Source organism: Streptomyces sp. NPDC022910, assembly GCF_055561075.1.
This window is the reverse complement of the sequence record NZ_JBVHHL010000020.1, coordinates 75,093-99,407: the sequence shown is the minus strand read 5'-3', so window position 1 is coordinate 99,407 and position 24,315 is coordinate 75,093. Positions and strand designations below refer to the sequence as shown.

Annotated in this window: 21 protein-coding genes and 2 pseudogenes; 11 read left to right on the top strand and 12 right to left on the bottom strand. The window is 71.7% G+C overall.

All coding sequences use genetic code 11. From position 1 onward, the window contains the following. Positions 1–41: 41 nt before the first annotated feature. Entirely contained in the window at positions 42–998 is a 957-nt protein-coding gene (gene meaB, locus ACZ3TS_RS20635; RefSeq protein ID WP_467619801.1) for a methylmalonyl Co-A mutase-associated GTPase MeaB, read from the bottom strand. A gap of 77 nt (positions 999–1,075) precedes the next feature. Next, on the bottom strand, positions 1,076–2,278 hold the full coding sequence (locus ACZ3TS_RS20630) for an acetyl-CoA C-acetyltransferase (protein ID WP_467619798.1): 1,203 nt from the start codon (positions 2,276–2,278) through the stop codon (positions 1,076–1,078). 148 nt (positions 2,279–2,426) lie between these two features. Between ACZ3TS_RS20630 and mce the strand changes: the two genes are divergently transcribed. The 7 genes from mce (at position 2,427) to ACZ3TS_RS20595 (ending at position 12,241) form a co-directional block, all read left to right on the top strand. Next, positions 2,427–2,867, top strand: coding sequence for a methylmalonyl-CoA epimerase (gene mce, locus ACZ3TS_RS20625; RefSeq protein WP_467619796.1), 441 nt, complete (start codon positions 2,427–2,429; stop codon positions 2,865–2,867). A 257-nt stretch (positions 2,868–3,124) separates the two neighbouring features. Further along, complete coding sequence (gene scy / locus ACZ3TS_RS20620) at positions 3,125–6,973, top strand: polarized growth protein Scy (protein ID WP_467619794.1); 3,849 nt, start codon at positions 3,125–3,127, stop codon at positions 6,971–6,973. A 181-nt stretch (positions 6,974–7,154) separates the two neighbouring features. After that, positions 7,155–8,090, top strand: coding sequence for a cellulose-binding protein (locus ACZ3TS_RS20615; RefSeq protein WP_467619792.1), 936 nt, complete (start codon positions 7,155–7,157; stop codon positions 8,088–8,090). Between the two features lie 84 nt (positions 8,091–8,174). Further along, on the top strand, positions 8,175–9,152 hold the full coding sequence (locus tag ACZ3TS_RS20610; protein WP_467619789.1) for an ABC transporter ATP-binding protein: 978 nt from the start codon (positions 8,175–8,177) through the stop codon (positions 9,150–9,152). Between the two features lie 3 nt (positions 9,153–9,155). Beyond that, positions 9,156–9,926, top strand: coding sequence for an ABC transporter permease (locus tag ACZ3TS_RS20605; RefSeq protein ID WP_467619787.1), 771 nt, complete (start codon positions 9,156–9,158; stop codon positions 9,924–9,926). A 186-nt stretch (positions 9,927–10,112) separates the two neighbouring features. After that, positions 10,113–11,375: an ABC transporter ATP-binding protein gene (locus ACZ3TS_RS20600; protein ID WP_467619785.1), complete on the top strand. Its 1,263-nt coding sequence runs from the start codon at positions 10,113–10,115 to the stop codon at positions 11,373–11,375. Continuing rightward, positions 11,372–12,241, top strand: a complete 870-nt coding sequence (locus tag ACZ3TS_RS20595; protein ID WP_467619783.1) for an ABC transporter permease — start codon at positions 11,372–11,374, stop codon at positions 12,239–12,241. The genes ACZ3TS_RS20600 and ACZ3TS_RS20595 overlap by 4 nt, the downstream gene beginning before the upstream one ends. A 7-nt stretch (positions 12,242–12,248) precedes the next feature. Here ACZ3TS_RS20595 and ACZ3TS_RS20590 read toward each other — a convergent pair whose 3' ends face one another. Next, positions 12,249–12,578, bottom strand: a complete 330-nt coding sequence (locus tag ACZ3TS_RS20590; protein WP_467619781.1) for an ATP/GTP-binding protein — start codon at positions 12,576–12,578, stop codon at positions 12,249–12,251. A 221-nt stretch (positions 12,579–12,799) separates the two neighbouring features. On the opposite strand from ACZ3TS_RS20590, the gene ACZ3TS_RS20585 reads away from it, so the two are divergent. After that, entirely contained in the window at positions 12,800–13,828 is a 1,029-nt protein-coding gene (locus ACZ3TS_RS20585) for an LLM class flavin-dependent oxidoreductase (RefSeq protein WP_467619779.1), read from the top strand. Positions 13,829–13,935: 107 nt separating this feature from the next. On the opposite strand, the gene ACZ3TS_RS20580 is transcribed toward ACZ3TS_RS20585, so the two are convergent. Beyond that, a complete protein-coding gene (locus ACZ3TS_RS20580; protein ID WP_467619777.1) occupies positions 13,936–14,328 on the bottom strand; it encodes an SCO5389 family protein in 393 nt (130 codons plus the stop codon). 529 nt (positions 14,329–14,857) lie between these two features. On the opposite strand from ACZ3TS_RS20580, the gene nucS reads away from it, so the two are divergent. Continuing rightward, positions 14,858–15,529, top strand: a complete 672-nt coding sequence (gene nucS / locus ACZ3TS_RS20575; RefSeq protein WP_467619775.1) for an endonuclease NucS — start codon at positions 14,858–14,860, stop codon at positions 15,527–15,529. 74 nt (positions 15,530–15,603) lie between these two features. Here the strand turns inward: nucS and ACZ3TS_RS20570 are convergent, their stop codons facing one another. The 4 genes and pseudogenes from ACZ3TS_RS20570 to ACZ3TS_RS20555 form a co-directional block, all read right to left on the bottom strand. Then, on the bottom strand, positions 15,604–18,150 hold the full coding sequence (locus ACZ3TS_RS20570) for an ATP-binding protein (protein WP_467619774.1): 2,547 nt from the start codon (positions 18,148–18,150) through the stop codon (positions 15,604–15,606). Between the two features lie 242 nt (positions 18,151–18,392). Then, complete coding sequence (locus ACZ3TS_RS20565; protein WP_467619773.1) at positions 18,393–18,716, bottom strand: STAS domain-containing protein; 324 nt, start codon at positions 18,714–18,716, stop codon at positions 18,393–18,395. 144 nt (positions 18,717–18,860) lie between these two features. After that, positions 18,861–19,709 (bottom strand): 3-hydroxyacyl-CoA dehydrogenase family protein, encoded by an 849-nt coding sequence (locus tag ACZ3TS_RS20560; protein WP_467619771.1) that lies wholly within the window; start codon positions 19,707–19,709, stop codon positions 18,861–18,863. A gap of 145 nt (positions 19,710–19,854) precedes the next feature. Continuing rightward, positions 19,855–20,239 (bottom strand): annotated as a pseudogene (locus ACZ3TS_RS20555) (TetR/AcrR family transcriptional regulator); the annotation flags it as partial. Here ACZ3TS_RS20555 and ACZ3TS_RS20550 point away from each other — a divergent pair. Together ACZ3TS_RS20550 and ACZ3TS_RS20545 are read left to right on the top strand one after the other, a co-directional pair. Beyond that, a pseudogene (locus ACZ3TS_RS20550) lies at positions 20,237–20,683 on the top strand (ABC transporter permease); the annotation flags it as partial. The pseudogenes ACZ3TS_RS20555 and ACZ3TS_RS20550 sit on opposite strands and share 3 nt — an antisense overlap. A gap of 13 nt (positions 20,684–20,696) precedes the next feature. Further along, positions 20,697–21,269, top strand: a complete 573-nt coding sequence (locus ACZ3TS_RS20545) for a cob(I)yrinic acid a,c-diamide adenosyltransferase (RefSeq protein ID WP_467619769.1) — start codon at positions 20,697–20,699, stop codon at positions 21,267–21,269. 126 nt (positions 21,270–21,395) lie between these two features. On the opposite strand, the gene ACZ3TS_RS20540 is transcribed toward ACZ3TS_RS20545, so the two are convergent. Genes ACZ3TS_RS20540 through ACZ3TS_RS20525 form a run of 4 tightly spaced genes read right to left on the bottom strand, consistent with a single transcriptional unit; the run spans position 21,396 to position 24,213 of the window. After that, positions 21,396–21,605 carry a hypothetical protein gene (locus ACZ3TS_RS20540; RefSeq protein WP_467619767.1) on the bottom strand — a complete coding sequence of 70 codons (210 nt, stop codon included), beginning with the start codon at positions 21,603–21,605 and terminating at the stop codon, positions 21,396–21,398. Further along, complete coding sequence (locus ACZ3TS_RS20535) at positions 21,605–22,006, bottom strand: hypothetical protein (protein ID WP_467619766.1); 402 nt, start codon at positions 22,004–22,006, stop codon at positions 21,605–21,607. Before ACZ3TS_RS20535 ends, ACZ3TS_RS20540 begins: the two co-directional genes overlap by 1 nt. Positions 22,007–22,057: 51 nt before the next feature. Beyond that, entirely contained in the window at positions 22,058–23,521 is a 1,464-nt protein-coding gene (locus tag ACZ3TS_RS20530) for a sensor histidine kinase (RefSeq protein ID WP_467619764.1), read from the bottom strand. After that, positions 23,518–24,213, bottom strand: a complete 696-nt coding sequence (locus tag ACZ3TS_RS20525) for a response regulator transcription factor (RefSeq protein ID WP_467619762.1) — start codon at positions 24,211–24,213, stop codon at positions 23,518–23,520. Before ACZ3TS_RS20525 ends, ACZ3TS_RS20530 begins: the two co-directional genes overlap by 4 nt. Positions 24,214–24,315 lie beyond the last annotated feature (102 nt).

Sequence of the window (24,315 nt, the reverse complement as noted above, 5' to 3'; positions counted from 1 at the left end):
CGGAAGCCCGACAGAGGTTTTCCGGCACCGGGCGCGGCCCGTCAGCTGTTCGTCAGGCCCGCCACCAGTTCGTCCGCGGCCCGGTAGGGGTCCAGCTCCCCCGCCACGATCCGCTCGGCCAGCGCGCCCAGGCGGCGGTCGCCGTGCAGGTCGCCGATCCTCTCCCGCAGGGCCGTCACCGCGATGGTCTCGACCTCGCGGCCGGCGCGGGCCAGCCGTCGCTCCGCGAGCACCCCCCGCTCCTCCATCCACGCCCGGTGCTTCTCCAGCGCCTCGACGACCTCGTCGACGCCCTCGCCGCGTGCCGCGACCGTCTTCACGATCGGCGGGCGCCAGTCGCCCGCGGCACGCGACTCACCGAGCCCCAGCATGTGGTTCAGCTCGCGGGCGGTCGCGTCCGCGCCGTCGCGATCGGCCTTGTTGACGACGTACACGTCGCCGATCTCCAGGATGCCCGCCTTCGCGGCCTGGATGCCGTCGCCCATCCCGGGGGCCAGCAGGACGACCGAGGTGTCGGCCTGGGAGGCGATCTCCACCTCCGACTGGCCGACACCGACGGTCTCCACCAGGATCACGTCGCAGCCCGCCGCGTCCAGCACCCGGATGGCCTGCGGAGCGGCCCAGGCGAGGCCGCCCAGATGCCCGCGCGTCGCCATCGAGCGGATGTACACGCCGGGGTCCGACGCGTGCTCCGACATCCGGACGCGGTCGCCGAGCAGCGCGCCGCCCGAGAAGGGCGAGGACGGGTCGACGGCCAGGACGCCGACCCGCTTGCCCTGCTTGCGGTACGCCGTCACGAGCGCCGACGTCGAGGTCGACTTGCCGACGCCGGGCGAGCCGGTGAGGCCCACCACGTACGCCCCGCCGGTCAGCGGGGCCAGGGCCGCCATGACCTCCCTGAGCTGCGGGGACGCCCCCTCCACCAGGGAGATCAGCCGGGCCACGGCGCGCGGCCGGCCTTCCCTGGCCTGGGCCACCAGTGAGGAGACGTCCTGCATCACAGCTCCGTTCCGTTTCGTTTTGTTCGCCTCCGGCGCGCCCCTCCGGCTCACGAGGAGACGTCGTTCGAGGGCACTCAGGCCTTGGGTACCCGCACGATCAGCGCGTCACCCTGGCCGCCACCCCCGCACAGGGCGGCCGCGCCGACGCCTCCGCCGCGCCGCTTCAGCTCCAGGGCCAGGTGAAGGACGAGCCGGGCGCCGGACATTCCGATCGGGTGACCCAGGGCGATCGCACCACCATGGACGTTCACCTTTTCGGTGGAAACGCCAAGGTCCTTCATTGACTGCACGGCGACGGCCGCGAACGCCTCGTTGATCTCGATCAGATCGAGGTCCGAGACCTCCAGACCCTCCTTCTTCAGGGCGTGCAGGATCGCGTTCGACGGCTGCGACTGCAGGGAGTTGTCCGGTCCGGCCACGTTCCCGTGGGCGCCGATCTCGGCGATCCACTCCAGGCCCAGCTCCTGCGCCTTGGCCTTGCTCATCACGACCACGGCCGCCGCACCGTCCGAGATCTGCGAGGAGGAGCCGGCCGTGATCGTGCCGTCCTTGCTGAAGGCCGGGCGCAGCTTCGCGAGCGACTGCGCCGTCGTCTCGCCGCGGATGCCCTCGTCCTCGCTGAAGACGAGCGGCTCGCCCTTGCGCTGCGGTACCTCCACCGGCGCGATCTCGGCCTCGAAGATGCCGTTCTTCTGGGCGGCCGCGGCGCGCTGGTGGGACAGCGCCGCGATCTCGTCCTGCTCCTGGCGGCCGATGCCGAGGCGCGTGTTGTGCTTCTCGGTCGACTCGCCCATGGCGATGCCCTCGAACGAGTCGGTCAGGCCGTCGTACGCCATCGCGTCGAGCATCTGGACAGCGCCGTACTTGAAGCCCTCGCGGGACTTCGGCAGCAGGTGCGGGGCGTTGGTCATGGACTCCTGGCCGCCCGCCACGATCACGTCGAACTCACCCGCACGGATCAACTGGTCCGCGAGAGCGATCGCGTCGAGGCCCGAAAGGCACACCTTGTTGATCGTCAGGGCCGGGACGTTCATCGGGATGCCCGCCTTGACCGCTGCCTGACGTGCGGGGATCTGCCCCGCCCCGGCCTGCAGCACCTGGCCCATGATCACGTACTGCACCTGGTCGCCACCGATTCCCGCACGGTCGAGGGCGGCCTTGATCGCGAAGCCGCCGAGGTCGGCTCCGGAGAAGGACTTCAGCGAGCCGAGCAGCCGCCCCATCGGGGTGCGGGCACCCGCGACGATGACGGAGGTCGTGCTGTTCGTTCCAGACATGAGCTGCGATCCCCTTCCGGCCTGCACAGCCGAGGAGTGAACGAGGGTTTACTTCGAATGTACTGAGCGGTAGTCCGCCCCGTCATCAAGCCGTCGGTGTGATCGCGCGCACGTTGCGTAACCACTTCAGGAGCGCTGCACTAACAGCATGCTGACGCGAATCGACCACATCGGGATCGCCTGCTTCGACCTCGAGAAGACCGTTGAGTTCTACACCTCCACCTACGGATTCTCCGTGTTCCACACCGAGGTCAACGAGGAACAGGGCGTGCGCGAGGCCATGTTGAAGATCAACAACACGGACGACGGAGGCGCCTCCTACCTCCAGCTCCTCGAACCCACCCGCGAGGACTCCACCGTCGCGAAGTGGCTGGCGAAGAACGGCGAGGGCGTGCACCACATCGCCTTCGGTACGGCGGATGTGGACGGGGACGCCGCCGCCGTCAAGGACAAGGGCGTCCGCGTCCTGTACGAGGAGCCACGACGCGGCTCCATGGGGTCGCGGATCACCTTCCTGCACCCCAAGGATTGCCACGGCGTACTGACAGAACTGGTCACATCCGCGGCTGTTGAATCACCTGAGCACTGACTCCCGTACATAAGGGCCGGTAGGGTTGGGAGAGGTCGCCGCTCCACCAGGGCGACCGGTCCCGCCTGAGCGGCGGGACGCCGGGCCCTGTTCGACGACAGGGCCTGGGGCCGGGGTCCGGGTTTCGGGGGACGAGCGTCGGGGCAGCAGCCCATGCTCCGCCGTTGATCTGACACCATTCCCCGGGGGCACCGTTCGGCGGATGGACGGAGCTCGTTTGGAGAAGCTTGCGACCAGGGGACGGATGGGACCGCGCAGTGCGGGGCTACGAACGCCAGGAGCGAGAGCCGTCGGCTGACGTCGACCACCTCTCTCGGTTCGAGGCCGAGATGGAGCGGCTGAAGACCGAGCGGGAAAAGGCGATCCAGCACGCCGAGGACCTCGGCTACCAGGTCGAGGTGCTGCGCGCCAAGCTGCACGAGGCGCGCCGCACCCTCATGACCCGTCCCGCCTATGACGGGGCCGACATCGGCTACCAGGCCGAGCAGATGCTCCGCACCGCCCAGATGCAGGCGGACCAGCTGCGGGCGGACGCCGAGCGCGAGCTGAGCCAGGCCCGCGCGCAGACGCAGCGCATCCTCCAGGAGCACGCCGAGCAGGCCGCCCGCCTCCAGGCCGAGCTGCACGCGGAGGCGGTCGCCCGCCGCCAGCAGCTCGACCAGGAGCTTGCCGAGCGCCGGCAGACCGTCGAGTCGCACGTCAACGAGAACGTGGCGTGGGCCGAGCAGCTGCGCGCCCGCTCCGAGTCCCAGGCCCGGCGTCTCGCCGAGGAGTCGCGCGCCGAGGCCGAGCAGTCGCTCGCCGCCGCCCGCGCCGAGGCCGAGCGGATCACCGCGGAGGCCCGGCAGCGCCTGCAGAGCGACGCCGAGGCCGCCCGTGCCGAGGCCGACCAGATCCTGCGCCGCGCCCGGACGGACGCCGAGCGGCTGCTGAACGCCGCGTCCACGCAGGCCCAGGAGGCCACCGACCACGCCGAGCAGCTGCGCTCCTCCTCCGCGAGCGAGTCGGACGCCGCCCGCCGCCAGGCGACCGAGCTCAGCCGGGCGGCCGAGCAGCGGATGGCCGAGGCGGAGGCGGCGCTGCGCGAGGCGCGCGCCGAGGCCGACAAGGTCGTCGCCGAGGCGAAGGATGCCGCCGCCAAGGCCCTGGCCAGTGCCGCGTCGACCAACGATCAGCGCACCCGCACGGCAAAGGAACAGGTCGCCCGGCTGGTCAGCGAGGCCACCAAGGAAGCGGAGGCCAGCAAGGCCGAGGCCGAGCAAGTGGTCGCCGACGCCCGTACAGAGGCTGAGAAGATCCTCGCGGAGGCCTCGGAGAAGGCCCGCAGCCTCACGGCCGAGGAGACCGCCTCCCAGCTCGCCAAGACGGCCCGTACGGCCGAGGACGTCCTGAACAAGGCGTCGGAGGACGCCAAGGCCACCACCAAGGCCGCCGCCGAGGAGGCCGAGCGGATCCGCAGGGAGGCCGAGGCCGAGGCGGACCGGCTGCGCGCCGAGGCGCACGACATCGCCGAGCAGCTCAAGGGCGCCGCGAAGGACGACACCAAGGAGTACCGCGCCAAGACGGTCGAGCTGCAGGAGGAGGCGCGCCGGCTGCGTGGCGAGGCCGAGCAGCTTGGCGCCGAGGCGGTCGCCGAGGGCGAGAGGATCCGCGCCGAGGCCCGCCGGGAGGCCGTCCAGCAGATCGAGGAGGCGGCCAAGACCGCCGAGGAGCTGCTCGCCAAGGCGAAGGCGGACGCGGACGAGCTGCGCCAGTCGGCGACCACCGACAGCGAGAAGGTGCGGACCGAGGCCATCGAGCGTGCGTCGATGCTGCGCCGCCAGGCCGAGGAGACCCTGGAGCGCACCCGCAAGGAGGCCGAGACACAGCGCGACGAGGCCGTCGAGCTGTCGGATGCGATCAAGGAGGAGGCCGAGCGGGCCGCGCGTGCCCTGCGCGAGGAGACCGAGCGGGCGGTCGAGGCCCGCCGGTCGGACGCCGCCGAGGAGCTGACCCGCCTGCATTCCGAGGCCGAGCAGCGGCTCGCCTCCGCCGAGCAGGCCCTCGGGGACGCCCGAGCGGAGGCCGAGCGGATCCGCCGCGAGGCGGTCGAGGAGACCGAGCGGCTGCGTTCCGAGGCCGCCGAGCGCATTCGTACCCTCCAGGCGCAGGCCGAGGCCGAGGCCGACCGGCTGCGCACGGAGGCCGCCTCCGACGCGTCCGCCTCCCGTGCGGAGGGCGAGGCCATCGCGGTACGTCTGCGCTCGGAGGCCGCGGCCGAGGCCGAGCGGCTCAAGTCGGAGGCGCAGGACACCGCGGACCGGGTGCGGGCCGAGGCGCAGGCCGCGGCCGAACGGCTGGGCAGCGAGGCCACGGAGACGCTCGCCGCCGCGCAGGAGGAGGCCGCCCGCCGGCGCCGCGAGGCCGAGGAGCTCCTCGGTTCCGCGCGTCAGGAGGCCGACCAGGAGCGCGAGCGGGCCCGCGAGCAGAGCGAGGAGCTGCTCGCCGTGGCACGGGCCCGGGTCGAGGAGGCCCAGGCCGAGGCGGTCCGGCTGGTCGAGGAGGCCGACCGGCGCGCCACCGAGATGGTGTCCGCCGCCGAGCAGCACGCCCAGCAGGTGCGGGACTCCGTGGTCGGGCTACACGAGCAGGCACAGGAGGAGATCACCGGTCTGCGCTCGGCCGCCGAGCACGCCGCGGAGCGCACGCGCACCGAGGCCCAGGAGGAGGCCGACCGGGTCCGCGCCGACGCCTACGCGGAGCGCGAGCGGGCCACCGAGGACGCGAACCGCATCCGGCGGGACGCGGCCGAGGAGTCGGAGGCCGCCAAGTCCCTCGCGGAGCGGACGGTTTCGGAGGCGATCGCCGAGGCCGAGCGGATTCGTTCGGACGTCGCGGAGCACGCCCAGCGGGTGCGGACCGAGGCCTCGGACGCGATCGCCGACGCCGAGCAGCACGCGGCGCGCACGCGTGCCGAGGCGCGCGAGGACGCGAACCGCATCCGGTCGGACGCCGCCACGCAGGCAGACACCCTCATCACCGAGGTGACGGCGGAGGCCGAGCGGCTCACCACGGAGACCGCCGCCGAGGCCGAACGGGTCCGGGCCGAATCCGCGGCCAAGGCCGAGAAGCGCCTGTCGGACGCGGCCGACGAGGCGGAGCGGCTGCGCGCCGAGGCCGCCGAGACGGTCGGGTCCGCGCAGCAGCACGCCGAGCGGATGCGCAGCGAGGCCGAGCGGATCAGGACCGAGGCAGAGGCCGAGGCCGAGCGGGTCACCGCGGCCGCCCGTGAGGAGGCCGAGCGCACCCTGGACGAGGCCCGCAAGGACGCCAACAAGCGGCGCTCCGAGGCGGCCGAGCAGGTCGACACGCTCATCACGGAGACCGCCGCCGAGGCCGACAAGCTGCTCACGGAGGCGCAGCAGAGCGCGCACAAGACGACGGCGGACGCCGAGACGCAGGCCGACACGATGGTGGGTGCCGCCCGGACGGAGGCCGAACGCCTGGTCGCCGAGGCGACGGTGGAGGGCAACTCGCTGGTGGAGCGGGCCCGCGCGGACGCGGACGAACTGCTCGTCGGCGCGCGCCGGGACGCGACCGCGATCCGGGAGCGGGCGGAGGAGCTGCGCGACCGCATCACGACCGAGATCGAGGAACTGCACGAGCGGGCGCGGCGCGAGTCGGCCGAGGCGATGAAGTCGGCGGGCGAGCGGTGCGACGCGCTGATCAAGGCCGCCGAGGAGCAGCTGGAGAAGGCCAGGACGCAGGCGAAGGAGATCGTCTCGGATGCCAGCTCCGAAGCGGGCAAGGTCCGTATCGCCGCGGTCAAGAAGGCCGAGGGGCTGCTGAAGGAAGCCGAGCAGAAGAAGGCCACGCTGGTCTCGGAGGCCGAGAAGATCAAGGCCGAGGCGATCCGCGAGGCCCGGCAGGCCGTCGAGGAGGGCAAGCGCGAGCTGGAGATCCTGGTGCGCCGGCGCGAGGACATCAACGCCGAGATCTCCCGTGTCCAGGACGTCCTGGAGGCGTTGGAATCCTTTGAGGCCCCGTCGGGCGGCAAGGACGGAGGCGTCAAGGCGGGAGCGACCGTGGGTGCGCCTCGTTCGGGTGGCAAGGCGTCAGAAGGGTAGCCAGAAACGCCGATTCTGTGCTTGCCGGGACGTTTCACACAGGTCCTGGCAAGCCCTGGGACAGTTAGCCACCCAAAAGGAGTGTCATTCTCCAGATCAAACACGCATCCGCTCGATGACACGCCGCTTTGGCCCCTAGGATTCCCCTATCACCTCACCGGTCTCATTCGACAGGAACCCCATGAGCGACACTTCCCCCTACGGCTTCGAGCTTGTGCGGCGTGGGTACGACCGCGCTCAGGTGGACGAACGGATCTCCAAGCTCGTCTCCGACCGTGACAGTGCTCTCGCCCGCATCACCGCCCTGGAAAAGCGCATCGAGGAGCTCCACCTCGAGACGCAGAACGCCCAGGCCGCCGTCACCGACGCGGAGCCGTCGTACGCGGGTCTCGGCGCGCGCGTCGAGAAGATCCTCCGCCTCGCCGAGGAGGAGGCCAAGGACCTGCGCGAGGAGGCCCGCCGCGCCGCGGAGCAGCACCGCGAGCTCGCCGAGTCCGCGGCACAGCAGGTGCGCAACGACGCAGAATCGTTCGCTGCCGAGCGCAAGGCCAAGGCCGAGGACGAGGGCGCCCGGATCGTCGACAAGGCCAAGAGCGACGCCTCTCAGCTGCGTGCCGAGGCGCAGAAGGACGCGCAGTCCAAGCGCGAGGAGGCGGACGCCCTCTTCGAGGAGACCCGCGCCAAGGCCGCGCAGGCCGCCGCCGACTTCGAGACGAACCTCGCCAAGCGGCGTGAGCAGTCCGAGCGCGACCTGGCCTCCCGTCAGGCCAAGGCGGAGAAGCGCCTCGCCGAGATCGAGCACCGTGCCGAGCAGCTCCGCCTGGAGGCCGAGAAGCTGCGCACGGACGCCGAGCGCCGCGCCCGCCAGACGGTCGAGACGGCCCAGCGCCAGGCCGAGGACATCGTGGCCGACGCGAACGCCAAGGCCGACCGCATCCGCTCGGAATCCGAGCGCGAGCTGGCGGCGCTGACGAACCGTCGCGACTCCATCAACGCCCAGCTCACGAACGTCCGCGAGATGCTCGCGACGCTCACCGGCGCAGCTGTCGCCGCCGCGGGCTCGCCGGCCGAGGACGAGCCGATCTCCCGCGGGGTGCCCGCGCAGCAGTCCCGGTAACACGGGGCGTACGGAATCCGAACATCCGCGAAGCCCTCCGCCACTCCGGTGGCGGGGGGCTTTGTGCCCCTCTAACGTGGCCGCATGATCGAGCTCGAGGGGCTGACCAAGCGGTACGGCGAGAAGCTGGCGGTCAACAACCTCACCTTCACCGTGAGACCGGGTGTCGTCACGGGCTTCCTCGGTCCAAACGGCGCCGGCAAGTCCACCACGATGCGCATGGTGCTCGGGCTCGACCACCCCACCGCCGGATACGTGCGCATCGACGGCAAGCGGTACGACCAGCTCAAGGACCCGCTGAAGTACATCGGCGCCCTCCTCGACGCCAAAGCCGTACACGGCGGCCGAAGCGCCTTCAACCACCTTCTGTGCCTCGCCCAGGGCAACGGCATTCCCACCTCCCGCGTCCACGAGGTCCTCGACACGGTCGGTCTGACCGCCGTCGCGCGCAAGAAGGCCAAGGGCTTCTCGCTCGGCATGGGCCAGCGCCTCGGCATCGCGGGCGCGCTCCTCGGCGACCCACGGATCCTGATGTTCGACGAACCGGTCAACGGACTCGACCCCGAGGGCATCCACTGGATCCGCACCCTGATGAAATCCCTCGCGGCACAGGGCCGGACCGTGTTCGTCTCCAGCCACCTGATGAGCGAGATGGCGCTCACCGCGGACCATCTCGTGGTCATCGGCCAGGGCCGCCTGCTCGCCGACACCTCCATGTCCGACTTCATCGCGCAGAACTCGCGGTCGTACGTCCGCATCCGCTCCCCGCAGCGCGAGCGGCTGCTCGACGTGCTGCACGAGGCGGGCATCACGGTCGTCGAGTCCGGCAGCGGGGCACTGGAGGTGGACGGAGGCAAGGCCGAGCTGATCGGCGAACTGGCCGCGCGGCACCAGATCGTGCTGCATGAACTCAGCCCACAACAGGCCTCGTTGGAGGAGGCGTTCATGCGGCTGACGGCACAGGCGGTGGAGTACCACGCGCGCACCGACACCCCCGGCGACGCCTGGGCACGGCCGGCCCCGGGCCGGGAGTGGGGCGCGAACTGGCAGAAAGGAGCCTGAACCATGGCGGCGACCCAGGTCATCAGGTCGGAGTGGACCAAGATCCGGTCGGTGGCGTCCACGGTGTGGACACTCTCCGTCGCGCTCGTGGTCACCGTCGCCCTCGGCATGCTGATCTCCGCCCTGACCAGGCGGGAGTTCGACAGCATGAGCGTGCGGGACCGGCTCTCCCTCGACCCGACCTACATCAGCTTCGCCGGGATGAGCCTCGGCCAGCTGGCGATGATCGTGTTCGGGGTGCTCGTGGTGTCGAACGAGTACAGCACCGGCATGATCCGTACCTCCCTCGCCGCGGTCCCGCAGCGCGGCACCTTCCTGTTCGGGAAGATCGCGGTCGCGACCGCGCTCGCTCTCGGTGTGGGCATGGTCACCAGCTTCGTCGCCTTCTTCCTCGGACAGGCGATGCTCGGCCCGCACCGCGCGTCGATCGACGACCCGGGCGTGCTGCGCGCGGTCATCGGCGGCGGGCTGTACATGACGCTCATCGCGGTGTTCACGATGGGGGTGGCCGCGATGCTGCGCTCGCCGATGCTGTCCCTCGGCGTCCTGATGCCGTTCTTCTTCCTGATCTCCAACATCCTGGGGAACGTCTCGGCGACCAAGAAGATCGGCCGTTTCCTCCCCGACCAGGCCGGCAGCAGGATCATGCAGGTGGTGGCCCCGGCCGGAGACGGCACCCCCTACGGTCCCTGGGGCGGCCTCGGCATCATGGTGCTGTGGGTGGTGGCGGCCCTGACCGGCGGTTACGTCCTGCTGAAGAAGCGGGACGCCTGAACGCCGCGGCCCGAACGCTCTGACCAGGAAGGACCCGTACCGCACCCGGTAAGAACCGATTCACCCCGATGACCTGCGGGCTTTTACATTCTCTTGAGTGGAACCGTCAGCGGCCGGATATCCTCCTAACCCTTACGGGGGGCAGCGAGGGCCCCGACGTCCTGAACCTTTCGATGGGTGCGGAGCATGATCGAGGCAGTCGGCCTGACGAAACGCTACGGCGACAAGACCGCCGTGTACAACCTTTCCTTCCAGGTGCGACCGGGTAGCGTGACCGGCTTCCTCGGGCCCAACGGCTCGGGCAAGTCGACGACCATGCGGATGATCCTCGGCCTGGACAACCCCACCTCCGGGCAGGTGACGATCGGCGGCTACCCGTACCGCAAGCTTCCCAACGCCCCCCGCCAGGTCGGCGCCCTGCTGGACGCCAAGGCCGTGCACGGCGGCCGGGCGGCCCGCAACCACCTGCTGTGCCTCGCCCAGCTCTCCGGCATCCCGGCCCGCCGCGTCGACGAGGTGCTCGGCGTCGTCGGTCTGCAGGACGTGGCCAGGAAGCGGTCCAAGGGCTTCTCACTCGGCATGGGCCAGCGGCTCGGCATCGCCGCCGCGCTCCTCGGCGACCCCCAGGTACTCCTGTTCGACGAACCGGTCAACGGCCTCGATCCCGAGGGCATCCTCTGGGTGCGCAACCTGATGAAGTCCCTCGCCGCCGAGGGACGTACCGTCTTCGTCTCCTCCCACCTCATGAGCGAAATGGCGCTCACCGCCGACCACTTGATCGTCATCGGACGCGGTCAACTGCTCGCCGACATGAGCATCAAGGACTTCATCTCCGCCAACTCGGCGGACTTCGCGCGCGTCCGCACTCCCGACACCGAGCCGCAGCACCGGGAGAAGCTGACCGCCGCGCTCACCGAGTCGGGCGGGCACGTACTGCCCGAGCAGGACGGCGCGCTGCGCGTCACCGGGCTGCCGCTGCCGCGCATCAGCGACATCGCACACGACGCCGACGTACGCCTGTGGGAGCTGTCGCCGCACCAGGCCTCGCTGGAGGAGGCGTACATGCGGATGACGCAGGGCGCCGTCGACTACCGCTCCACCATCGACCAGAAGGCCGGGCTGATGCAGCCGCTGCCGCCCGGCGTCCAGCCGCCGATGCCGGTACCCGGTCAGGGCCAGCCGGGCTGGTACGCCCCTCCGCCGCCCCAGCAGGGCGGGCAGCCCTTCGCGATGCCGGGACGGCCCGGTCAGGTGCCCGTGGGCCCCTACGGCGCTCCTGCGGCGCCCGCCTCTGCTGGCGCTGGGCAGCCGAACCCGTACGCACAGCCGGTGCCCCAGGACCGGGCCCCGGCCCACCCCGCCACGCCCGCGCCCCAGCAGCCGCCCGCCTCCCCCGCACCCGCACCCGCACCCGCACCCGACCTGACCAAGTCCGAGGACGCCCGATGAGCACGCCCCAGCCCCCGATGCCGCAGGCCGCACCCGTCTGGCAGGCGGCGCCCGGTTCCGGCTTCCCCACCTACACCTCGCCCATCCCGGTGGTACGGACGCACCTCGGGCACGCCCTCGCCTCCGAGTGGACCAAGATCAGATCGGTGCGCTCCACGATGTGGACGCTCGGGGTGTTCGTCCTGCTGGTGATCGGCATCGGCCTCGCCGCCGGTGCGCTGGTCGCGAACTCGACGTCGGAGAGCCAGGATCTGAACCCGCTGACCCTCGGCTTCTTCGGGCTCCTCCTCGGCAGCATGTGCATCATCACGCTCGGCGTGCTGACCACCGCGTCGGAGTACGGCACCGGCATGATCCGCACCACGATGACCGCGTGCCCCAGTCGCGGCCGTGTGTTCGCCGCGAAGGCGATCGTGTTCTTCCTGGTCGCCTTCGTGGTCACGCTGGTGGCCGCCTCCTGCGTCGCCTTCGCACAGGTGGCCATGCTGCACGGCCACGGCGCCAAGGACCCCTCCGCCGACGAGTGGTTCAAAGGAACGGTCGGCGTCTCCCTCTACATCGCGCTGCTCGGGCTGCTCTCGCTCATCGTCGGCTCGATCGTCCGCCATTCGGCGGGCGCGATCACGATCATGATCGGCGTGCTGCTCGCCCCGCTCGTCATCGCGCTGTTCATGTTCGCGCAGTCGCTGGACAAGGTGCGCCAGGCTCTGCTCGAGTACTCGATCCCGAACCAGCTCAGCGTCTTCTACTCCACCTCCCTGAGCGAATCCGGCCCGACCGGCTGGGACCCGCTGTGGATCGTCCTGGGCGTGACCGCCGCCGCCTTCGCCGGCGCCTGGCTGCTGCTGGAGAGGCGGGACGTGTAGGCCGCCTTCAGTACTTCGGCGCGTTACGGGACCGCTGCACCCGCGTGGTGCGGCGGTCCTTCGCGTTCCAGCAGGCCTTGTGCCAGTGCCGGCGGTCGTCCACGCCCGCGTGCTCGGGCCAGGCCACCACGTGCGGGACGCCGAAGGGGATCAGCTGGTCGCAGCCGGGGCAGCGGTAGGTCTTGCCCTCGGCGCCGGAGCCCGCCACATGGCGCACGCTCCACTCCTCGCCCCGCCAGCTCTCGGTGGACTGCCGGCCGCCGTAACGGGACCTGTCGTCGTCCGCGTTCGGGCCGGACGAGCCGGAGCCCTTCGGTCGGTTGCGACGCGGGGACACAGAACACCTCACGGGGCTATACAGGGAGCACGGGCCGTATCCAGCCTACGCGGCACGAGTAGGGGTACTCGCTCGTCACCATCTTCGACAAAACCCCCACCCACCGGCCCATTCTGCTGACAATCCGCAAATCTCTCCGTCAAGCCGTGACTTGGGCACATGTCAGTCAGTTATGCCGGGCGGGGGAGCTCCGCGTCGGAGCCAGGAAAGCAGGAAGTGCGATGCGCGTAGGAAGTTTTGTACTGGCAGCCCAGTTTCCGGGACAGGGCCAGGGGGAGGCGCTGCACCGCGCGGTGCGGTCGGCCGAAGCCGCCGAGGAGGCGGGTCTGGACACGGTGTGGCTGGCCGAGCACCACTTCGTGCCGTACGGGACGTGCCCGTCGGCGATCACCCTGGCCGCTCTCCTCCTGGGCCGCACCCGCCGGATCCGGGTCGGCACGGCGGTGAGCGTCCTGCCCACTGCCCACCCGGTGGCGCTCGGCGAGCAGGCCGCGCTGCTGCACGTCACCTCGGGCGGGCGCTTCTCGCTCGGAGTGGGGCGCGGCGGGCCGTGGGTGGACCTGGAGGTCTTCGGCTCGGGCCTGGCGGCGTACGAGACGGGGTTCCCCGAATCACTCGATCTGCTGGTGCGCTGGCTGCGCGAACCATCCGTCGCCGCCGCGGGGGATCGATTCAGCTTCCGCGAAGTCCCGGTCGTCCCACGGCCCTCGGAGTCCCTCACCGACGCCGAGGGGCCCGAGGTCGTCGTCGCCTGCACCTCGCCCGCGAGCGTACGGCTGGCGGGCGAGCGGGGGCTGCCGATGCTGCTCGGCATGCACGTCGGGGACGAGGAGAAGGCGGACATGGTCGCGCTGTGGCGGCAGTACGCGCGCGCGGCGGGGGTCGACGGCGATGCGATCGCCGACGCCGGTCATGTCTCCGCCGGCGTCTGTCAGATCGCCGACCGGCGCACCGACGCGGTGGAGACGCTGACGAAGGCGATGCCGGGATGGCTGAAACAGGGACTCGACGCGCATGTGACGGTCGACGGCCGGGCACGCGCGATGCGGGACCCGCTGGCGTACACCGAACTGCTCTGCGCGCTGCACCCGGTGGGCACCCCGCGGCTGTGCGCCGACCGGCTCACGGCGACCGCGGAGCGGACCGGCATCGCCCGCTTCGCCCTCCTTGTCGAGGGCTCGGGCGACCTCGCGGCGACCGAGGAGAACGTACGGAGGCTGGGTGCCGAAGTGCTCCCTCACCTCGGCTGAGTCCGCCGGGAGCGGCCCGTGGCCCGGGCCGCCGGTGGGAGCTTGCCGCTCCGGTACAAATGCACCTCCCGCGTACGGAGCGGCAAGCTGTGCGGCGTGGCCTGCCCTCAGCAGTCGCGCAGTTCCGGGGACTGGTTGAGCAGTTGACCGCGGACCGAGGTGAAGCGGGCCAGCGTGTCGTCCACCGAGGAGTCCAGCGGGAACACCGCCACCCGGTGGCAGTTCTGGAAGGCCAGACGCACTCCGAAGTGCCGCTGCAGGGCGCCGCGTATCGCGTCACTCGCGAGCGCACGCAGCAGCTGTCCACGTGCCTGCTCGTCCGGCGGGGGCGTCTGGTTGTCGGCGAACTCGCCGCCGTCCACCTTCAGCTGGGCCACCAGGGAGCTGATCATCTCCCACGCATAGGGCAGGGAGGTCCGGACGCAGTCGACGAAATCGGCTTCGTCGACCTCGCCTCGCTCGGCCTGTTCGAGTAGGGCCGGTGAGACGTCGAGCGACATGGGTTCTCCTCTCGCACCCCAAGACAACAGGGGTTGACGGACAGGGATGGGAGTTCGCGATATCGAACACGCTGAGTACACACCGCGCGACCTCCCGTTCACTACCGTAAGCAACAGACGGTGACGGCACCAGGAGAATGCGCACAGAACGAACTCCCACTAGGCACACAACAAGCCATCGACGAACGGGGGCATCCCGGGTGAAAGGGAGGGGCCTGGGAGACCGCTCGAAAGCGGCCCGGAAGCCCCGGGGGCGGCGGCCGGGAGAACGGGTGTGGAGCCGCTCGGGAAGGGCCGAGAGGGCTTGCGGGAGCCGTGGCGACGGGCGGGTCGGCCCCGGCGGGGAGAACGCGCGGGAGGGCCCGCCGCGGGCGCACAGGGCGTGCGAAGGGGCACACGAGGGACGGTCGGCGACGGCGTACGGGAACGGCCGAGAGATCGCGCACTGCGGCCGGGCGGTTTGGGGGTCAGGGACGGGTCACGAGGGCGAATCGCGCCCGGGGTGCGGCGTCGAGTAGCGTTGCCGACCATGCGTCTCGTCATTGCCCGGTGCTCCGTCGACTACGCGGGCCGTCTCACCGCCCACCTTCCCTCCGCGCCCCGTCTGATCCTGGTGAAGGCGGACGGCAGCGTCTCGATCCACGCGGACGACCGGGCCTACAAGCCCCTCAACTGGATGTCGCCGCCCTGCACGCTGAAGGAGGGCGCGGGCGACGAGGGGGGTGTCTGGACCGTCATCAACAAGGCGGGCGAGAAACTGATCATCACGATGGAGGAAGTCCTCCACGACTCCACGCACGAACTCGGCGTGGACCCGGGCCTGATCAAGGACGGCGTGGAAGCGCACCTCCAGGAGCTGCTCGCCGACCGCATCGAGACGCTCGGCGACGGCTACACGCTCATCCGGCGTGAGTACATGACGGCGATCGGTCCGGTGGACATCCTGTGCCGGGACGCCGAGGGCGGGACCGTGGCCGTCGAGATCAAGCGGCGTGGCGAGATCGACGGCGTGGAACAGCTCACGCGCTACCTGGAACTGCTGAACCGCGACCCGCACCTCGCCCCGGTCCGCGGCATCTTCGCGGCCCAGGAGATCAAGCCGCAGGCCCGCGTGCTCGCCACGGACCGCGGCATCGGCTGCACGGTCCTGGACTACGACGCACTGCGGGGCGTCGAGGACGACAAGCTGCGGCTGTTCTGACGGGCGGCACCACGACGACGAGGTCCGGACAACGGACCCGGCCCTCCTTGTGCAGCCGGGGACCGGCGGGAATCTCAGATCAGCGGGCCCGAACTGCTCGGCGTGCCCGAGCCGGTGCTGCTCTCCGGGGCGCTTGCCGAGCTGCTCGACGTGGCCGGGGCGCTGGAGGACGCGGGGCCGCTGGCCGAGTTGGAGGTGGTCGGGGAGTCCGTCGGCTGTCCTGTGGGCTGGGTGTCCGTCGGCGTCGACGTCGGGCTGCTGGACGGCCTCGGCGACGTGGATGTCGACGGCTTCGGCGTAGACGACTTCGACGGCTTTGGCGTGGACGACTTCGACGGCGTCGAACCCTTCGTACCCGTCGGGGTGTCCGACGGCCACCCGCTCGTGCTGCGCGGCGTCGGGTCGTCCGATGTGCCGTACGTGCCGTCCGGGCCGGGATTCGTCGGTGTCGCTGTGCCGGCCGTGCCCGAACCGGCGCCTTCACCGTCCTTGTCCGCCTTGTCCGCGCCGAGGCTGTCGTCGCCCGCGTCCTGGCTCGCCGAGGGGCCCACGCGGACGTTCTCGGACGGGGTCTTGGTGTCGTTGTTCGAGGTCATGCCGAGCGTCACGACCGTGCCGAGCACGGCGGCCAACACCGCTCCCGCGCCCGCGGCCACCAGATTGCGCCGGGTGCCCTTCACCACGCCCCGCAGGCCCCCGGGCCCGCTCGCGGGCGCGGCCACGGCGCGATGCGTGACCAGGGTCGACGCGTCTCCCGCCGGGTCGGACAGCCCGAAACCGGCCGGTACGCCACCGGGCGGCGAGGCCGACTCCTCGTGCCGCGCGTCCGACACCTCCTCGCCCGTCGCGGTGCGCCCGCCGGGCGGCGTCGCGCCGGAGCGGTCGACGACCAGGGCGAGGGCGCGCCGCCCGGCGACCGTGCCGCGCTTGTCGGCGAGGGCACCGCGCAGCCCGATGGAAGCCTCCAGTTCGGCGCGGGCCCGGTCGAGCTGTCCGCCGCAGAGCGCGAGGATGCCCAACTCATGGTGGAAGTACGCCTGTTCGCCGACCTCCCCGGCGAGCCGGGACGCCTCGGCGCCGGAGCGCAGCGCGCGCTCCCAGGCGCCCCAGTGCAGCCCCGCGGCGAACGCGGGCGCGGCCTGCCGGGCCAGTCGTACGGCGGGGTTCTCCTCGTCCTCGAAGGGCGGTGCCGATCCCTCCTGCTCGGGCGAGGCCGAGAGCTCGGCGGAGCTGAGCGGCACCAGGACGCTCAGTGCGGCCAGCACGGCGTCGGCCTCGGCCGAGACCCGTTCCGCCGTGACCGAGGGGTGTCCGGCCCACCAGGCGTAGTGCTGTGCGGCCTTGAGCGCGTACTCCTCCGCGCCGGTCCCGTACCCGGCGGCCTCCAGCTGGGCGAGCACCCCGGCCGCGAGCCGGTAGCGGGAGCCGACCGGGGAGACCAGAGCGCAGCCGACGAGTTCGGCGAGCGCCGCGTCCGCATGGGTGTCGTCGACGAGGGCGGGCAGATGCGTCTGGTGGGGAACCTCGCCGCCGAGTGCGACCGCGAACTTGAGGGTCTCGCGCGCCGAGGCGCTCAGCCGGGAGGCGAGCAGCGGGGCGGCCGCGGCAGCCTCGGCCAGCGAGGGCAGCGGAAGGTCGTGCCCGTCCCCCGCGTCGAAGGGCGCGTCCACGGGGACGTCCTGGAAGACGCCGAACTCGTCGACGCCGAACTCGTCGGCCCGGCGCCGGTCATGTTGCCGCAGCAGCGCCCCGGCCTGCACGAACCGCAGGGGCAAACCCTCGGACTCGAACCACAGGTCGCCCGCCCAGTTCGCCTCTTCCTCGGTGAGTTCGCGGCCCGTGGCGCGCTCCAGCAGTTCGAGGCCGCCCGCACGGTCGAGTCCGCCGAGGAACACCTCTTCGACGTGCGAGTCGGCCGAGGGCGCGGGCACCTCGGGCGTGGCGGAGAGCAGGAACGCGCACTCGGGTGTCGCGTCGAGCAGCTCGTCGAGCGCGCTGCCACCGAACTCCAGGTCGTCGAGGACGACGACGGCACCGATCTCGTGGACGTACCGGAGCAGCTCTTCCCGTTCCGGCCGGTACAGGGGCGCCTTGTGGACGGCGGCGAAGAGGTCGTACAGGAGCTCGCCCGTGGTGCGGCGGTAGCCGGAGAGCCGGACGACGCCGTCGGGCGCGAGGTCCACGCAGTCCTCGGCGACGACGTCCAGGAGCGCGCTGCGGCCGGAACCCGCGGGTCCGGTGAGCCGCACCGAGCGGCCGCGGGCGAGGAGCCGCACCAGCCGCTCACGCTCGTCCTGGCGCTCCAGCAGGGGAAGCTGCCGGGAGGTGGGCCCGGGCGGCACGGGCGGCCGGGCGGCACGGGCGCGCCCGGCCCGCTCCTCGGCGGTGTACTTCACCGGCAGGGCGGGCCGCTCCCCGGGCGGGCAGACCTCTATCTCGCTGCCGTCGACGGGATTGACGGTGAGCAGGAAGTCGCCCGAGACGAGCTGGACGGTGCGGGCGAGTGACGGTGTCGGCTGTCCGAAGTCCGGCGTCATGGGGTCCCGCGGCGGGCGCTGGCGCGGCGTGTCTCCGGCGCCGTCGTGGCCGTACTCCTCGGGTCCCGTGGTGTTCGGGTCCATAGGTCCTAGCCCCCCAAAAGCGTCGCGTGCCTGAGCCCCTCCCGGCCTTGCTGCACACTGCGCTGTCGCTTCTGGTCCGGTGCCCGCTCGAGGGTGTCGGGCGGCGGGCAGCCGAACCCTAAACCTTCGCACAGTATCTCTGACAAGCCGGGGTACCGTGCCGTCCGAGACGTCACAGTCTCGTGAGGATTGCGCGCGACGTGCGTTTCGTCGGCGTTCACTCCCGTGACGACAGCCCCCGATCACACCCGGGGCAGTGACTCCACTCCGATGCCGCCCTCGATCGCCAGGATCCGGTGCAGCCGGGTGGCCACCAGCAGGCGCTGCATCTGCGGCGGCACACCACGCAGTACCAGCCGCCGGCCGCACCGCCCGGCCCTGCGATGGACCCCCATGATCACACCGAGCCCGGTGGCGTCCCAGGAGTCCAGTTCGGACAGGTCGAGGACCAGGTCGCCGAAGCCGTCGTCGACGGCCGCGTGCAGGACCGTACGGGCGTCCGCCGCGCTGCGGACGTCGAGGCGGCCCCCGACGACCAGCCCGGCGTGGTCGCCCCTGATGTGCATATGCGCTCCCCGAGAGTGCGTCGTCGTACTCCGCGTTGTGGTTGTGCAACTTCTGACTGTCCAAAGGACGATCAGGTTGCCGTCTGTAAGCGAACCGATACCGAATTCACCTCATGGAGTGACACCCCAGAGGTGCGTGCGGTTTCAGTACTTGTAGAAGCCCTGCCCGCTCTTGCGCCCGAAGTCACCGGCGTCAACCATCCGGCGCATCAGCTCCGGCGGAGCGAACTTCTCGTCCTGGGACTCGGTGTAGATGTTGCTGGTGGCGTGCAGCAGGATGTCGACGCCCGTGAGGTCGGCGGTGGCCAGCGGCCCCATGGCGTGGCCGAAGCCCAGCTTGCAGGCGAGGTCGATGTCCTCGGCGGTGGCCACGCCCGACTCGTACAGCTTCGTCGCCTCGACGACGAGTGCCGAGATGAGACGGGTCGTCACAAAGCCGGCGACGTCGCGGTTGACGACGATGCAGGTCTTGCCGACCGACTCGGCGAACTCGCGGGCGGTGGCGAGGGTCGCGTCACTCGTCTTGTACCCGCGGACGAGTTCGACGAGCTGCATCATCGGCACCGGCGAGAAGAAGTGCACGCCGACCACCCGCTCCGGCCGCTCGGTGGCCGCCGCGATCTTGGTGATCGGGATGGCGGAGGTGTTGGACGCGAGCACAGCGTCCTCACGGACGAGCTTGTCGAGCGTCCGGAAGATCTCGTGCTTGACCTCGAGCTTCTCGAAGACGGCCTCGACGACGACGTCCGCGTCGGCGGCGGCGTCGAGGTCGGTGGTGGCGGTGATGCGGGCGAGCGCTGCCTCGGCGTCGTGCGCCTCGAGCCTGCCCTTGCTCACGAACTTGTCGTACGAGGCCTTGATGGCGTCGGTGCCGCGCGTCAGCGCCTCCTCCGTGACGTCACGCAGAACGACGTCCCAGCCGGCCTGGGCCGATACCTGGGCAATACCGGAACCCATGAGTCCGGCTCCGATGACGGCAAGCTTCCGTGCCACTGTGCGACTCCCCTGACGCGCTGCTCATATGCCTCTCGGCCGGACCCTAGCGCTCGTGAGGGGCCGTGTGACAGGTAAGTAATGCGCGTCACGTCTCACATGACGGACATCACACCGGCACGGGTCATTCCGGGGCTCGGGTGGCCTAGTTGAGCACCTTCTTGCTCAACAGCTCCTCCATGTCATCGAGAAGCACGAGCGCACGAGCACCTCGCGTGACACTTCGTCCGGCTTGCGGCACTTGAGCGTCTCGCGGCCGATGCCGGCCATCACCGTCTGGAGAACCCAGCAGATCTGTCCCGCCATCAGACCCGGCAGGGGGTCGCCGTCGTCCGTGCCGGTCTCCTCGCGCAAAGTCGCCTCAAGGCGGTCCTGGATCTCCTCCTGCATGCTCCACAGGCGGGAGCGGAGGCTCGGCGCGTCGTGCAGGACGCTTATGCAGCGGTCGTACCCCTCCACCAGACCGCCCGAGGCGACACAACCCCCACTTCGTCGCGCAGTTCATGCAGGACGGCGGCGACGGCCGACTCGGCCGCGTACTGCGGGACGCCACCATCCTCGTCTTCCAGGCGGTGCTGCTGGTGCTCATGGCGGCGGCGACGGGTCTGCGGGCCCCGCTGGCCGGCGTCCTGCTCGGCTTCGTGTTCGTCGCACTGCTCACGGTCTCGCTGGGGTCGCTGTCGTACGCGATGGCGATGAAGGTCCGCACCCCGCAGGAGTCCGCCCGACGGTCGACGCGGTGTCGATGCCCTCGACGCTCCTGTCGGGCCTTTCTGCCGATGACACCCGCCCCCGACATGACTGGACGCGCTCTCCCACGTCGTCCCGTTCCGTCATCACGTGGACGCGGTGCGGGACGCCTACACCGGCTCGTGCACGACCGCGCACATCCGTACGACGCCCTCGTGAGGCTCGGTCTCGCCGTGGTGGCCGTGACGGTGGGCACACGGGTCGTCCGGACGTCCGGAGCGTAACTACGCTGGCCACATGGTCAATCTGACGCGCATCTACACCAGGACCGGCGACAAGGGCACCACCAACCTCGGTGACATGAGCCGGGTCCCGAAGACCGACCTGCGCATCGCCGCCTACGCCGACGCCAACGAGGCCAACGCGGTGATCGGCACGGCGATCGCCCTGGGCGGCCTGGACGAGGAGATCGTCAAGGTTCTCACCCGCGTCCAGAACGACCTGTTCGACGTGGGTGCGGACCTGTCGACGCCGGTGGTGGAGAACCCGGAGTTCCCACCGCTGCGGGTCGAGCAGTTCTACGTCGACAAGCTGGAGGCGGACTGCGACCACTTCAACGAGCGGCTGGAGAAGCTGCGCTCCTTCATCCTCCCGGGAGGCACCCCGGGCGCGGCCCTGCTGCACCACGCCTGCACGGTCGCCCGACGCGCCGAGCGCTCCACCTGGGGGGCCCTGGAGGTACACGGCGACACGATGAACGCCCTCACCGCGACCTACCTCAACCGCCTCTCGGACCTGCTGTTCATCCTGGCCCGCACGGCGAACAAGGAGGTCGGGGACGTGCTGTGGGTGCCGGGCGGGGAGCGCTGAGGCACGGCGCGCCGATGGGGGCGCGGCCGTAGCCCGCCGCGCCCCCTCTGGCTGACCGGCCCTCGTCGTGGGCGCCGGACGGGAGTCCGGATCGGCGCTGCCGCCGGCCGAGGCCCGGCTGCCCGGCTAGCGGTCCGCGTTCCCGGCCGCGTCCCGGTCGGCCGCCGCGAGGGCCGACTCGGCGGCGCTCACCTTCTGCTGCATCTCGGCATAGCCCGAGGGAGTGGCGGCCGGAGACTTGTCCGGGGTGCCGCCGCCGCGCGCGCAGCCCGCGCTGAGCCCCGCGAGGAGGACCACCGCGGCCGCCGTCGCCGGCAGGACCCGCGCCCGGCGCATCAGCTCGCCGCCTTCCCGTTGCCGTTGTCCTGGCACCAGGTCTTCACGGCCGCCAGGTCCTTCTGCCGCTGCTGGAGGTTCGTCACCAGCGACTTGCGGGAAGCCAGCCGGTCCTTGAGGTACGTGGCGATCTCGGTGTGGCCCGCCTTCTTCGCATTGTCCACGCGCTGCTGCAGCCGGGCGACCGAGCCGCGGGTGCCGACCCCGGCGTCCAGCCGCTTCAGGGCCCGGTCGATCCGCCGGTCGATCCTCGGCACCCGCTTGCACAGCGCCTGGGCACCGTCGCCGGTCGGCGCCGGAGCGGGGGTGCTCTCGGCCGCGGCCGTCCCCGTCCCGGTCGCCAGCAGCGCCGCCGCGGCCAGCCCCGCGAGCAGGGTGCGCCGCCGCCGTCGTACGTTCATCTCCGCCTCCGTTCCCGGACGGCCCCGTCGTCCGTCCGACGCCGCCGGAGGCTAGGAGCCGTCTTTGTGGGAACTCTGTGACCGGTTTGCCCCGGCTGTCCCGATCAACCAGTCCCGCCGGTCGGGCAGGGCCCCGCCGGCCCGGGGCAGCCGCACCTCGAAGCGTGCCCCGACGCCCTCCGGGCCGTCCGTCACCATGACGCTCCCCCGGTGCAGCGCCGCCTGCTGGGCGACCAGGGTCAGGCCGAGACCCGATCCGGCACTGGCCGGCCCCCGCCGGAACCGCTCGAAGATCCGGTCGCGCGCGTCGGCCGGGACACCCGGACCGCGGTCGTCCACCGTGATCACGACCTCCGTCCCGGTCCCCCGCGCGCCGACCGCCACACCCGCCTCTCCCGCCGCGTCCCGCCCGTGCGCCAGCGCGTTGGCGAGCAGGTTGTCGAGCAGCAGCCGCAGTCCGGGCTCCCAGCCGTGCACGGTGAGCCCCGGCTCCGTGTCCAGGCTGATCCGTGCCCCGGGATCGCGGCGCCGGGCCTCGGCGACGGCCGCGTCCGAGGTCTCCGCCACGTCCACCGCGCGGAACGCCTCCGCCTCCACCAGGTCCCCGCGCCCCAGCTCGCGCAGCGTCACCAGCAGGCCGAGGAGGCGGGCGTGCTCGCGGCGCAGGTCGGTCAGGACCTCGGTCCGGTCCGGGTCGGGGAGATCGGGGTGCTCGGCGAGGATGTCGAGGTTGGTGCCCATGCTCATCATCGGGGTGCGCAGTTCGTGCGCGGCCGCCGCCGAGAAGGAACGCGCTGTGTCCAGGGCCTGGGCGGTGCGAGCGGCCTGTTCGTCGTAGCGGGCGAGCACCGTCCGCACGGTGGCGGCCAAGTCGTCGACTTCCCTCACTCCGGTCGGCTCGTGGGGCGGCCGGGCGCTGCTGGTGCGCGGGTCGAGACCCGCGGTACGGCGGGTGAGGCGGCGCAGCGGGGCGGCGGCACCGGACGCGACGGCCCAGGCCAGCACGCCGCACAAGGGGGCGGCGAGCAGCGAGGTCACGAGGACCCGGCGCCGGACGAGCCGGAGTTGGGCGCGGTCGGCGGTGTCCGGCGCGAAGACCCACAGCGTGCCCGAGGCACGGGGGGTGCGGATCGGACGGGACAGCGCCCGCCAGCTGTCGCCGCCGGCGCGGACGGTGACCGGTCCGGTGGTCCCGGTGGGCAGCGGCACGGAGGGGGCGGGCTGCGGGCCGCCGCTGAAGGTGGCGTCCGGTCCGACGACGCGTATGCCGATGTCGAGCGCCGCGCTGTAGAGCCGGCGTTCCCGGGTGTCGGCCGCCTTGGGCCGGCCTGCCGCGTCGGCCCGCAGCAGGGCGCGGGCGTCCGCGGCCGCGGCCGCGGCCCGCTCCCGCAGGTGGTCGTCCTCCGCGCGGTGCAGGTCGCGTGCGACCAGGTGGAGCAGCAGCCAGCCGGATGCCAGCACGAGGAGCGGCACGGTGCAACCCACCGCGAGCCCGATGCGCGTCGAAAGTCTCATGGCTCGTCCCGCAGGACGAAGCCCACTCCGCGCACGGTGTGCACCAGCCGCTTGGCGCCGTCCGTCTCGAGCTTGCGCCGCAGATAGCTGACGAAGGTGTCGACGGCGTCGGTGCGCACGTCGAAGTCGTAGCCCCACACCCGGTCCAGGAGCTGGTCGCGGGTGAGGACGAGGCCCGCGTTGCGCGCGAGCACCTCGAGGAGTTCGAACTCGCGCCGGGTCAGCTCCAGGCGCCGGCCGTCGCGGTGGGCGGTGCGGGCCGCCGGGTCGATCACCAGGTCCGCCACCCGCAGCACGTCGCGGTCCGCCGTCGGCCGTCGGCGCAGCAGGGCGCGCAGCCGCAGCACCAGCTCCTGCAGGGCGAACGGTTTGACGAGGTAGTCGTCACCGCCCGCCTGGAGCCCGGCGATGCGATCGGCGGTCTCGTCGAGCGCGGACAGCATGAGGACGGGCAGGTCCTGACCGTCGTCGCGGAGCCAGGTGCACACCTCGATGCCGCTCATACCGGGCATCGACACGTCGAGGACGAGCACATCGGGCGGGGCGTCGCGGATCGCGGCCAGCGCCTCGGGGCCGCTGCCGGCGGTGCGGACGCGGAACCCGTCGAGTCGCAGCCCGCGTTCCAGGGAGCGCCGGATGGCCGCGTCGTCGTCCACGACGAGCACCGCGCCGGGGCGCACCGCCTCTGTCATTCGCCCTCCCAGGACCGCTCACGGTTCGGTCAGCGTACGACCCGTCGTCCCTGAAGACGCACGTCAGTCGGCTGTCGGGCGGGCGGAACCGCGCAGCCCGTC